Origin of the sequence: Pseudomonas japonica (assembly GCF_013522925.1) — a bacterium.
Lineage (GTDB): Bacteria > Pseudomonadota > Gammaproteobacteria > Pseudomonadales > Pseudomonadaceae > Aquipseudomonas > Aquipseudomonas japonica_A.
On sequence record NZ_JAAMQU010000024.1, the window covers coordinates 1 to 11,228 of the forward strand.

Consider the following 11,228-nt stretch of genomic DNA (forward strand, 5'->3'; position numbering starts at 1 on the left):
GGTCGCAGCCGATGATGTTGGCGTACACCATGGCCTGCTGGACCACGCCATCGACCTCGGCGGCATGGATGGACAAGGCGCCGACCAGCACCGTGGGCATGTTGTTCATGATCGAGGACAGGAAGGCAGTCAGCAGCCCGGTGCCCAGCGACGCGCCCCAGAGGCCGTAGCCGGCAAAGACGTTGAGCAGGTGCGCGATGTAGTCGGTCAGGCCCGCGTTTTTCAGGCCGTAGATCACCAGGTACATGCCCAGGGAGAAAATCACCACCTGCCAGGGTGCGCCCTTGAGCACCTTGCCGGTGTTGATCGCATGACCCCGGGCCGCGATCACATACAACACGAAGGCGCACACCGCTGCGATGGCACTGATCGGCACGCCCAGCGGCTCGATCACGAAGAAGCCGATCAGCAGCACCGCCAAGACCCACCAGCCGGCCATGAACGTTGGTCGGTCGCGGATCGCCTCATCAGGGTGATGCAGCTGCGCCAGGTCGTAGGTATTGGGCAACTCCTTGCGGAAGAACCACAGCAGCATCAGCAAGGTCGCCGCCACGCTCACCAGGTTCACCGGGACCATGATCGAGGCGTACTCGCTGAAACCGATGTTGAAGTAGTCCGCCGAGACGATGTTAACCAGGTTGGACACCACCAACGGTAAGCTCGCCGTGTCCGCGATAAAGCCGGCCGCCATGACAAAGGCCAGGGTAGCGGCCGGGGAAAAGCGCAACGCCAAGAGCATCGCGATGACGATCGGGGTAAGGATCAACGCGGCGCCGTCATTGGCAAACAGGGCCGATACCGCGGCGCCCAGCAGAATGATGAACGCAAACAACTTGCGTGTGCTGCCGCCTCCCCAGCGCGCGACATGCAACGCGGCCCATTCGAAAAAGCCGGCCTCATCCAGCAGCAGGCTGATGATGATGACCGCGATGAAGGTCGCGGTAGCATTCCAGACGATGTGCCACACCTGGGGGATGTCGCCCACGCTGACCACACCGGTCAGCAAGGCCAGCACGGCGCCAAAGGTTGCGCTCCAGCCTACACCCAGCCCCCTGGGTTGCCAGATGACGAGCACGATAGTGGCTATAAAGATCAGTACGGCAGTCAGCATTTCGGTCACTCGGTTGGGACGTGATTCAGCTGCACACGGCCTGATTGACGGGACGGTCGTTCATGCCGCACAGGCGTTTGGCCTCGGTTTCCAGCCATTGCTGATTGGCGTCCACGACGTCTTTGAGCACGGCAGTGACCCAGGCGGGCAACTCGGGATGCAGGCGGTAGTACACCCACTGGCCCTGGCGGCGGTCCATCAGCAAGCCGGCCGAACGCAGCAGGGCTAGGTGACGGGAAATCTTGGGCTGGTTCAGGTCGAGCGCGGCGGTAAGCTCACAGACACACAACTCGCCCTGGCTCACGATCAGCAAGGTGATTTTGGTCCGGGTATCGTCGGCAAGGCATTTGAATAACGCGGTCGGGGTCATGGCGGTTAGGGCAGACATGACAGGCTCCATCACATATGAGAATCCAAATATACGCATTTTCAAATATATGAGATAGCGAATGTTTGAGCGATCTGACAGAAACAAAAAACCGCCCTAAAAGGCGGTTTTCGTTCCAGTGGGGGTAGTTGCTCTTCGGGGCAGCTACCGTAATGGACAGGGTAATTACGCTGTAGACGACACGGCTCGATACTCAACAGTGAGGTGGCCGACTTCGTGGACAGGCTTCAACCGCTCACGGATGCTATCTGCGTCCATGGTGGATTCACCAAGCACGCTGACAATGGCGGCATGAGCCGCTGGGCCGACGCGCCAGACATGCAGATCGGTAATTTTGGCATCACCGGGCTGTTCAACCAGCTCGCGGATTTCTGCCGCAACGTGCTGGTCCGTCTCATCCAGTAGAACACTGGCGGTAGCCCTCATCAGGCTCCATGCCCACCGTGCGATCACAATGGCTCCGACGACACCCATGGCCGGGTCAAGCCAGACCCACCCGAGGTAGCGCCCAGCCAGTAGGGCGGCGATGGCCAGGACAGACGTTAGGGCATCGGCGATGACGTGTACGTAGGCAGACCTAAGGTTGTTGTCAGTGCCTTGGTGGGCCTTGTGATGAGCGTGGTCATGGTCGTGGTGGTGGTCATGGTCATTACCATGGTGGTGACCGTGCCCCAGCAACACCGCGCTGAGGACGTTCACGGCCAGGCCCACAATGGCGATGAGGGTGGCGGTTCCAAATTGAACATCCGCAGGCTGGAGCAAGCGAATCACGGACTCTATGCCTACCCCCAAGGCGACCAGCCCCAAAATCAGGGCCGAGGCAAAGCCTCCCAAATCACCCACCTTGCCCGTGCCAAAGCTATAGCGCACGCTGGATGCATGGCGCTTGGCATACGCGTATGCGCCGGCAGTGATACCCAGGGCGCCGGCATGGGTTGCCATATGAAAACCATCCGCGAGCAGGGCCATGGAGCCGGTGATGTACCCGGCTGCAATCTCTCCGATCATCATGACGACGGTGAGCATCACGACCCAGAGGGTGCGTTTTGCATTTTCATCGTGTGTTGATCCGAGGAAGACGTGCTCGTGTGTAAATCGGGTACTGCTGTTCATATTCAGGCCTGCGTTCATCACTTGGAGTAGCGCCGAATGGCTTCTAAGAGTTCCTCGACGCCTTTATTGCGTTCCTGCTCACTCAATGCAGGGTTCGCCACGTGCTCCCTGGCGTGATCTTCAATGATTTCGTCCATCAGCCCATTGATGGCCCCGCGTGTGGCGGCCACCAAATGAAGGGTCTTTGCACAGTCATGATCGGCTTCCAGTGCCCTTTCAATGGCTTGAATCTGTCCCGCGATCCGTTTGACGCGCTTGAGTAAATCGTCTTTGTTTGATGCCAAATGAGCCATACCATACCCCCCCTACCTATATAAAGAATGACATACGTGCATTTTCCGGCGCAAGGGGGACAGGCGCAGCATTCACTACTGCGCGTTCAGTGTTGAAGGGCCGCTTGCGGGTAGTTACGCCTGAGGCCAAGGAACAGGGTTACCGCCCTATGGCATTGCTTACGATCGGGCTATGACCCGGCTGCAGGTAGTGCTTTGCGCAGGTGACACAGCCAGGGTTTTCCACGATGGAGTCGCATAAGTCTTTATGTCGCTATCCGAAGGGAGGATCGCACCACACCATCATGAGCTGTCGTGCGTGGCTATTCGTCACACCGCGGACAAGTGCTCATAAAGGATGGTCGACCCAACCGCCATCAGCACTACACCCCCGATGATCTCAGCTCGTTTACCCACGACCGTTCCCAGCACGCGGCCCAGCATCATGCCGACCGTGACCATCACCGTCGTGGCCACACCGATAGCCGAGGCGGCAACCAGGACGTTCACATTGACGAAGGCCAAGCCAACCCCGACGGCTAAGGCGTCAATACTCGTGGCAACGGCCGTCGCGGCCAGGATGAAAAACGAGTGCTGGTTGGGCTTCTCTTCCTCGGCTTCCTCGTGCTTGAGGCCGTTGTAGATCATGTGCACGCCCAGCGCCAACAGGAGGAAGAAGGCGATCCAGTGGTCCCAGTTTTCAACGTATTGGGCAGCGGCTTGCCCGATGACCCAACCTACCAGGGGGGTGATCGATTCAATCACGCCAAAGATAAGGCCGGTGCGCAGCGCTTCGGCAAAGCGTGGTTTATGGAGGCTTGCGCCCTTGCCAATGGCCGCTGCGAAAGCGTCCGTGGACATCGCCAGGGCAAGGAACAGAAGGGAAATGGGGCTCACGGTTAACGTCCAGTCGGGCTTTGAGTCAACGACACAACCACACGCCCGACTTCAGGCATGGATGCATCGTCGGTCTCGCCAACCAGAGGGTGTTCGTGCCACGGCATGCTGCCGAGAATGTTGACACGAACGCTCTATACCAGGTCTAGAGCAGGCTACTCCCCGACAAGGGGCGCCACTATAGCGGCGTGAATGTAAAAAAGCATCAATAGGATCTGCCGGTTACCCATCACCCGATGGCGCGCGCGGACCTCAAGCCCAACCTTACAGAAACGTAATTAAACTCTAGAAACCCCTACCACCAGGCTGAGTCGGACCTCATGTGCCTTGGAAAAAGGCCTTGGATGTAAACGCGAGAATCGACCGTCAACCTCGGAGATAACTCATGAACGGTGGTTATGATGATTGCATTGAGGAATGCCTGCGCTGCGCCCTAGCCTGTGAGCGCTGCGCTTCAGCCTGCTTGCAAGAGCAAGATGTTCAAATGATGGCTAACTGCATAAAGCTGGACAGGGACTGCGCCGATATGTGCAAGCTCGCGGCGAGCCTGATGGCGCGCCAGAGTCCCCTAGCGAAGGAATTCTGTGCCCTTTGCGCGAAGGCCTGCAAAGCTTGTGGTGAGGAGTGCGGCAAGCATGACGCTGACCATTGCCAGAATTGCGCCAAGGCCTGCCACGCCTGCGCCCAGGCCTGCGAGGCCATGGCGGCTTGAGTTCCGGTCCCGGCAAGGAGCATAAAGACCACGGAAGGGTTGCCGAGCCGACAGCGCGCGCCAGCATTACGGGCGATCAGGACGTAGAGCGTCAGGATGAAGGCCGTTCTGTCACCACAGGCTTGCATCAATAGTCGGCGCGGCAGCAGTTCTATGGCACGGTACTGCTATCGCGACCGGCAAATCGTAGGCACAAAAAAACCGCCTTAGGAGGGCGGTTTTTGCCTCGAAGCCGGTCAGTCTTGCGCATTGGGTGGATACAAAAATCTGGTAAATGCGTATGAGTTCCAAGCCACCACCTCGACCTTGATTCATTCCTGTAAGGAGGGTCGAGGAAGCCGCTTGGTGTCAAAGCCGAGGTGATTTTTTATGCATTTCAGCCGCTCTGCTCGCGCTGACCCGCTAAAAAAATCACCATGCTGCGAAAAACCAGTCATCGTCAGTGTTTGCCCAGCCAGGATTTTAGTTCCGCAATACTTTTGCTTTGCTCTTGTATATTTTTTTCAGCCATCTGTTTAATAGCAGGATCTTGAGTATTTTTAAGCACAATCCTGGACATGTCGATGGCGCCTTGATGATGTTCGACCATCATCTGAGCCCAGCTTTTCGACGGGTCAGGCGCCATACCACTCATCATCCCTTTATTCATCTTCTCCATCGCTTGCTTGTATTCTGTGGACGCACCTCCACCCGTCGTGACCGAAGCCATATTGTCAGCACCGCCTTTCTCATTAAAAGCAGCATGAGAATCGTTGTTATCAGCGAACGACAAAGGAACTGAACTTAAAAAAAGAATACTTGTAAGAGCGACACCGCTTAGATGCTTATTAAGCATAGTAGACCTCTTGGCGAGCGTTATTCGATTGATATTTGTATCGGCTTCGGCAGTAAGAATATCCGACGTCTTCGGAAGGGTAGCTAAGAAAAGGGCGCTGGTAGGGTTTGCCACGATTACATTTCTGTAAGGTTTACGCGAAAAAAGCGCAGCCGTTGAAGCTGACCATTTCGTCTCAGTGGGCCAAGCGCTGGTTATAGCTGTCCAAACTGTAATCTTCCCCTCAGCTGTCTGAAAGGTACAGACCCTTAATATTGCCTCAGCGCCAAACGCGCTCCACCTGAACGGGCTAACCCTTACCGGGTACCTTGAACTGAGGATTTACCTATGAATGCTGTCAAAATTCTTCTCGTTACCCTCGCGCTGGGCGCATCTTCCTTGGCACTTGCCGAAGGTGGGAGTGAGCGGGTATCTGCTCGCATGGCCGAAGCTCGTGAGACGGCCATGACCGCCCATAACGCTAAAGCCGCTTCGCAGGAGGCTCCGGAAGTGGCGCAAGAAGGGCCAGAAACGAAGCCAAAGCATTGCTAACCGCTCTGGCAAGCTTACAGAAATGTAATCGCCGTGTTGGTTAGGCTGTGCCACTCTTTGAGACGAATTCGTCCAAGTATTGTTTTCAAGCGCAACCGCAGTAGATTTTTCTAACTATCAGGCAGATATATGCAATCGAAAACGTCGCGACGCACTTTCGTCAAGGGCCTGACGGCCATGGGGGTTCTAGGTGGCCTGGGTCTCTGGCGAAACCCGTCGTGGGCGCTTTCAGGGCCTGGTCAACTGAACACGCTTACCGGCACTGATTTTGATCTTTCAATCGGTGAGATGCCTGTAAACATCACCGGCAAACCGCGTACGGCAATGGTTATTAACGGTGGGCTTCCGGGGCCCCTATTGCGCTGGAAAGAAGGCGATACTGTAACCCTTAGGGTGCGCAACAAGCTGCGCGATCACACATCGATCCATTGGCACGGTATTATTTTGCCCCCCAATATGGACGGTGTACCAGGACTAAGCTTCGCCGGCATCGAGCCGGACGGGATGTACGTTTATAAAATCCACGTCAAGCAGAATGGCACTTACTGGTACCACAGCCATTCCGGTTTCCAAGAGCAAGCCGGGGTTTATGGGCCATTGGTGATTGAAGCCAAGGATCCCGAGCCTTTTACGTATGATCGCGACTATGTGGTGATGCTGACTGATTGGACTGACGAAGACCCCGCTTCGTTGATGCGAAAGCTGAAAAAACAATCGGATTACTACAATTATAACAAGCGCACGGTTGGCGATTTTATCGAGGATGTCCACAAGCAAGGCTGGTCAGCGACCGTGGCTGACCGAAAAATGTGGGCTGAAATGAAGATGAACCCCACTGACCTGGCCGATGTGAGCGGGGCTACCTACACCTATCTCCTGAATGGCCACGCGCCGAACACGAACTGGACGGGCGTTTTCCGCCCGGGTGAAAAGATTCGGCTTCGCTTCATTAATGGCTCCTCCATGACGTATTTCGACATGCGTATCCCTGGCCTGAAAATGACGGTGGTCGCCTCGGATGGGCAATACGTAAAGCCAGTCACCGTTGACGAGCTGCGCATCGCGGTTGCCGAGACCTATGACGTCATTGTTGAGCCTACCGAGCAGGCTTACACCTTGTTTGCTCAGTCGATGGACCGTACTGGTTTCGCACGCGGCACCCTGGCGGTTCGTGAAGGCCTCGTAGCGCCCGTACCGTCGCTTGATCCTCGGCCACTGGTGACCATGGCCGACATGGGTATGGGCGGTATGGATCACGGTTCGATGGGCGACATGGGCAGCATGGAAGGCATGGAAGGCATGGATCACGGCGCCATGGGCGCAGGTGACATGCAGGGCATGAACAGTATGTCTGGCGTACCCATGCAGGGCATGGACGGCGGGCAGATGCAGGGCATGGACCATAGCAAAATGGCAGGCATGGACCATGGGGCCATGGGAGACATGGCCGGCATGGCGGGAATGTCAGGCATGGGTGACATGCCGATGCAAGCCCACCCGGTTACCGAGAAGGACAATCCCTTGGTTGACATGCAGGCCATGAGTCCTACGCCAAAATTGGATGATCCCGGATTAGGCCTGCGCAATAACGGTCGTCGGGTGCTTACCTATTCCGACCTGCGAAGCACCTTTGAAGACCCGGACGGCCGAGAGCCCGGGCGAACGATCGAGCTGCACCTCACAGGCCATATGGAAAAATTCGCCTGGTCATTCAATGGGGTCAAGTTCGCCGATGCTGAGCCCCTGCGATTGAAATATGGCGAGCGAGTGCGCGTGGTCCTGGTAAACGACACCATGATGACCCACCCCATTCACCTGCACGGGATGTGGAGCGACCTCGAGGACGAGAACGGCAATTTCATGGTGCGCAAGCACACGATTGACATGCCTCCTGGCTCCAAACGCAGTTATCGAGTCACCGCGGATGCGCTAGGCCGTTGGGCCTATCACTGCCACCTCCTGTTCCACATGGAGATGGGCATGTTCCGTGAAGTCCGGGTAGAGGAATAACAGGTATGGACACATTACTAACGCGTAATGGGGTGCGTCTGGCGGTCACGGCAAGTCTGATGCTGGCCCCATTTGCCTATGCGGCAGCGGAGGACACCATGCAGGGGATGGATCACAGCCAGATGCAGGACATGGATGACTCCATGACGGGCATGGCCTCGTCCCCCCAAAAGCCTGCTCCGACTCAGAGCCGTACGCCCATTCCAGCGATTAACGCAGCGGACCGCGCCGCCGTTTATAAATCGGACGCCGGCCACACGGTGCATGATGAGTCGGTCAACTACATGCTTCTGTTCGATCAGCTTGAATGGCAGGACGCTGACAGCGGCAGTGCGCTGAACTGGGATTTCACCGGCTGGGCTGGTGGCGACATCGACAGACTGTGGGTGCGCTCGGAAGGTGAGCGGCTCAATGGCAAAACCGAAGAAGCGGAAGTTCAGGCCCTGTGGGGCCATGCCGTTGGCCCCTGGTGGGATGTTGTGACAGGCGTTCGCCAGGATTTCAAGCCAGGAGATCCACAGACCTGGGCCGCTTTTGGTCTCCAAGGTCTGGCGCTGTACAACTTCGAAGCCGAGGCTACGGTCTTTGTTGGCGAAGGTGGCCAAACAGCCATGCGGCTTGAAGGTGACTACGACATCCTTCTGACCAATCGACTCATCCTGCAGCCTACTGCCGAGGTCAATTTCTACGGCAAGAATGACCCACAGAGGGGTACCGGTGCGGGTCTGGCCGAGAGTGAAGTCGGCGTACGACTGCGCTACGAAATCCGCCGCGAGTTTGCCCCCTACATCGGTGTGACCTGGAACCGGTCATATGGGAACACGGCCGATTATGCCCGCGACGAGGGTGAGGATCGTAGTGAAGCCCGCCTGGTCCTCGGCGTGCGCCTGTGGTTCTAACCGCTACATTCACCCAATAATTACCCCCAATCGAACAGCCATCCGCTGTGAGGAGCGTTTTATGTCTCTCTTGAAGTCCACAGGTATCGCCACCCTTCTGGCTGCCGGCATGCTGGCAAGCGCCCTGGCTCAAGCCCATCCGAAGCTTGTGTCTTCCACGCCTGCGCAAGGGGCCGATGGTGCTGCGCCGGAGAAGGTCGAGCTTCATTTCTCGGAGAACTTGGTCACTCAGTTTTCCGGTGCCAAGCTGATCATGACGGACATGCCTGGCATGCCTAATTCCCCCATGCCGGTAAAAGCAAGCGTGGCCGCTGGCAGCGATCCTAAGACGATGGTCATTACCCCAGCGTCGCCGCTCACAACGGGCAGCTATAAGGTGGAATGGCGCGCGGTCTCGTCCGATACCCATCCCATTACAGGCAACGTCACCTTCAAGGTGAAATAAGCATGGCCGACCCACTCAGCATCGCGCTTCGTTTTGCGCTTTATACCGACCTGATGGTGTTGTTTGGCTTGGCCCTTTTCGGTCTGTACAGCTTGAGGGGAACGGAGCGCCAGTCAGGCGCGGTGCTGAACTTCAAGCTATTACTCACCGGGACAGCCGTGCTGGGAGCGTTGCTGTCCCTTGCCGCGCTGTTGCAGATGGCTAAAGCCATGAGTGGTGCTACTGAGTGGGAGGAGCTTTTCCCTCATGTCAAAATGATGCTGGCAGAAACCGAGGTGGGTTTTTCCTGGGACGTACGCATGGCGGCCCTTGCCATGATAGCGGTCGCTGGCCTGCTAACCAGCCGCAGCCCGACAGGCAGTCTTTGGGTGGTCACAGCACTCAGCGGGGTTGCCTTGGCCACACTGGCCTGGACAGGCCACGGTGCTATGGACGAAGGAAGTCGCCGTTTCTGGCATTTTGCGACCGACATCGTGCATTTGTTTGCCGCAGGCGGCTGGGTAGGTGCTCTGGTCGCCTTTGCCTTACTGCTGCGAGCTAAAAAGGTAGATAACCACGGTTCTGTGAAGATCTTGGCGCGGACGCTGACCGGCTTTGAATCGGCAGGTGGTGTCATCGTCGCGACCATCCTGGTCACAGGGATAGTCAACTACCTGTTCATCGTTGGCCCCCAGTTGGACAGCCTGGCTGATACCACGTACGGGTGGTTGCTGATGGCTAAACTGGTGCTGTTTGCGGCAATGATTGGTTTGGCCTCGTTGAACCGCTTTCGGCTCAGCCCTCACCTTGAGCATTCCATTGGGCACGGGGACTACACCGGGGCCGCCAAGGCCTTGCGTTGGAGTATGGCCACAGAGCTTGCTGCAGCAGTCGTTGTTCTTGGGCTGATCGCCTGGCTGGGTACGCTGAGCCCGGAGGTGGACATGGCGATGCAATAGTTGCCCTACTGGCTGTGCATTAAGCCTGGCTCAGCCTCCAAGAAGAACCAGGCGGCTCCTCCTGAGGAGCCGCCTGTATGGAAGCCTTAGGGCCTGGCGTCATACGTTGCGACCGTTTCCTGCTGTCCGGCAACAGTCACCCCAATGACCTTGTAAGCGTGCCGGGCAGTGCCGTGCTCCATGCCCGGCGAACCCAGCGGCATGCCGGGGACCGCAATCCCCACCAGGTCAGTACGTTTGCTCAGCGCTTTGAGCTGTTCTGCCGGCACATGCCCTTCCACAAAGCGACCGTTGATGACGGCGGTATGGCACGAGCGCAGCCCCTGTGGCACACCAAGCTGCCCCTTCACAGCCGCCATGTCTTGCTCCACCTGGTCATTTACCGTGAAGCCCTCAGCCTCCAAATGTTTGATCCAGCCTTTGCAGCACCCGCAATTGGCATCACGGTGGACATCGACCTTAAGCGTCTCCGCCGCCTGAGTGGTACCGGCGATAAGCAGGGTCGCCAAGGTCATGATTGTCTTTCTTTTCATCGTTGCTCCTGATTGAAGCCAGGCCCTTTGGCAAGAGGCTGCTCGAATAGTCACCTGGAATGGAATAGCCCAAGGATATCTTCCAAGCTGCCACGACCCCATTACAATGCTGTAAGCAAGGCGCGCCATAGCTGGCCCAGCAAGCGTTTCGCTCTATAATCAGCCTCGGTGACAGCCAATGGTTTGGCTCGCTTCATGGAATCCTATGGCTCGCGTGGTTTTCGTACTTGCTCTTATTCTAAGTCTTCTTCTCCCCGCTTATGGCCAGGGTGGCGGGCCGCTGCCAGCGGAGCCATGTCCAATGCAAGCAGTCCAAAAGCGCGCTCAGACACCGTGTGCGGATATGGAGAAAAAGGTCAAGGATAGCCAGACAGCGCCATGCAAATGGGGACAGGATTGCAAAACCAGCTCTCTGATCAGCCTGTTCATCCTACAAATCCCAAAGCCGGGCCCCCTGCCGGTTCACGCCTGCGTAGCTAGGCCAGCGCCTCAAGAGGCCTTCGCTACGCCTTGGCGTCCACCACGCTTCGTGTAATTCCTTTGT

Annotated in this window: 13 protein-coding genes and 1 riboswitch; of the genes, 6 read left to right on the forward strand and 7 right to left on the reverse strand. The window is 57.1% G+C overall.

What is annotated here, in order from left to right:
- The 5 genes from G7016_RS23850 to mntP form a co-directional block, all read right to left on the reverse strand.
- Nucleotides 1-1,111 (reverse strand): arsenic transporter (locus tag G7016_RS23850; protein ID WP_181118282.1); only part of this gene is annotated, 1,111 nt, incomplete at its 3' end.
- A gap of 25 nt (nucleotides 1,112-1,136) precedes the next feature.
- Nucleotides 1,137-1,481, reverse strand: a complete 345-nt coding sequence (locus tag G7016_RS23855; RefSeq protein ID WP_040259258.1) for a metalloregulator ArsR/SmtB family transcription factor — start codon at nucleotides 1,479-1,481, stop codon at nucleotides 1,137-1,139.
- Nucleotides 1,482-1,664: 183 nt separating this feature from the next.
- Nucleotides 1,665-2,612 (reverse strand): CDF family Co(II)/Ni(II) efflux transporter DmeF, encoded by a 948-nt coding sequence (gene dmeF / locus G7016_RS23860; RefSeq protein ID WP_181118283.1) that lies wholly within the window; start codon nucleotides 2,610-2,612, stop codon nucleotides 1,665-1,667.
- A 17-nt stretch (nucleotides 2,613-2,629) separates the two neighbouring features.
- A complete protein-coding gene (locus tag G7016_RS23865; protein ID WP_181118284.1) occupies nucleotides 2,630-2,905 on the reverse strand; it encodes a metal/formaldehyde-sensitive transcriptional repressor in 276 nt (91 codons plus the stop codon).
- 309 nt (nucleotides 2,906-3,214) lie between these two features.
- The gene (gene mntP / locus G7016_RS23870) at nucleotides 3,215-3,781 is read right to left on the reverse strand and encodes a manganese efflux pump MntP (protein WP_040259186.1); all 567 of its coding nucleotides are present in this window, start codon (nucleotides 3,779-3,781) and stop codon (nucleotides 3,215-3,217) included.
- Nucleotides 3,782-3,788: 7 nt separating this feature from the next.
- A riboswitch (yybP-ykoY riboswitch) is annotated at nucleotides 3,789-3,954 on the reverse strand.
- A 212-nt stretch (nucleotides 3,955-4,166) separates the two neighbouring features.
- Between mntP and G7016_RS23875 the strand changes: the two genes are divergently transcribed.
- Complete coding sequence (locus G7016_RS23875) at nucleotides 4,167-4,493, forward strand: four-helix bundle copper-binding protein (RefSeq protein WP_181118285.1); 327 nt, start codon at nucleotides 4,167-4,169, stop codon at nucleotides 4,491-4,493.
- Between the two features lie 439 nt (nucleotides 4,494-4,932).
- Here G7016_RS23875 and G7016_RS23880 read toward each other — a convergent pair whose 3' ends face one another.
- The gene (locus tag G7016_RS23880) at nucleotides 4,933-5,442 is read right to left on the reverse strand and encodes a DUF305 domain-containing protein (RefSeq protein ID WP_225776512.1); all 510 of its coding nucleotides are present in this window, start codon (nucleotides 5,440-5,442) and stop codon (nucleotides 4,933-4,935) included.
- A gap of 213 nt (nucleotides 5,443-5,655) precedes the next feature.
- Between G7016_RS23880 and G7016_RS23885 the strand changes: the two genes are divergently transcribed.
- From G7016_RS23885 to copD, 5 genes are all read left to right on the forward strand, one after another.
- Nucleotides 5,656-5,859, forward strand: coding sequence for a co-regulatory protein PtrA N-terminal domain-containing protein (locus G7016_RS23885; protein ID WP_181118286.1), 204 nt, complete (start codon nucleotides 5,656-5,658; stop codon nucleotides 5,857-5,859).
- A gap of 129 nt (nucleotides 5,860-5,988) precedes the next feature.
- Entirely contained in the window at nucleotides 5,989-7,869 is a 1,881-nt protein-coding gene (locus tag G7016_RS23890; protein WP_040259182.1) for a copper resistance system multicopper oxidase, read from the forward strand.
- A 59-nt stretch (nucleotides 7,870-7,928) separates the two neighbouring features.
- On the forward strand, nucleotides 7,929-8,768 hold the full coding sequence (locus G7016_RS23895) for a copper resistance protein B (protein WP_052469087.1): 840 nt from the start codon (nucleotides 7,929-7,931) through the stop codon (nucleotides 8,766-8,768).
- Nucleotides 8,769-8,829: 61 nt separating this feature from the next.
- The gene (gene copC / locus G7016_RS23900; RefSeq protein WP_040259180.1) at nucleotides 8,830-9,213 is read left to right on the forward strand and encodes a copper homeostasis periplasmic binding protein CopC; all 384 of its coding nucleotides are present in this window, start codon (nucleotides 8,830-8,832) and stop codon (nucleotides 9,211-9,213) included.
- A gap of 2 nt (nucleotides 9,214-9,215) precedes the next feature.
- Nucleotides 9,216-10,151, forward strand: a complete 936-nt coding sequence (gene copD, locus G7016_RS23905; protein WP_040259179.1) for a copper homeostasis membrane protein CopD — start codon at nucleotides 9,216-9,218, stop codon at nucleotides 10,149-10,151.
- A gap of 86 nt (nucleotides 10,152-10,237) precedes the next feature.
- Here copD and G7016_RS23910 read toward each other — a convergent pair whose 3' ends face one another.
- The gene (locus G7016_RS23910) at nucleotides 10,238-10,684 is read right to left on the reverse strand and encodes a DUF411 domain-containing protein (RefSeq protein WP_040259178.1); all 447 of its coding nucleotides are present in this window, start codon (nucleotides 10,682-10,684) and stop codon (nucleotides 10,238-10,240) included.
- Nucleotides 10,685-11,228 lie beyond the last annotated feature (544 nt).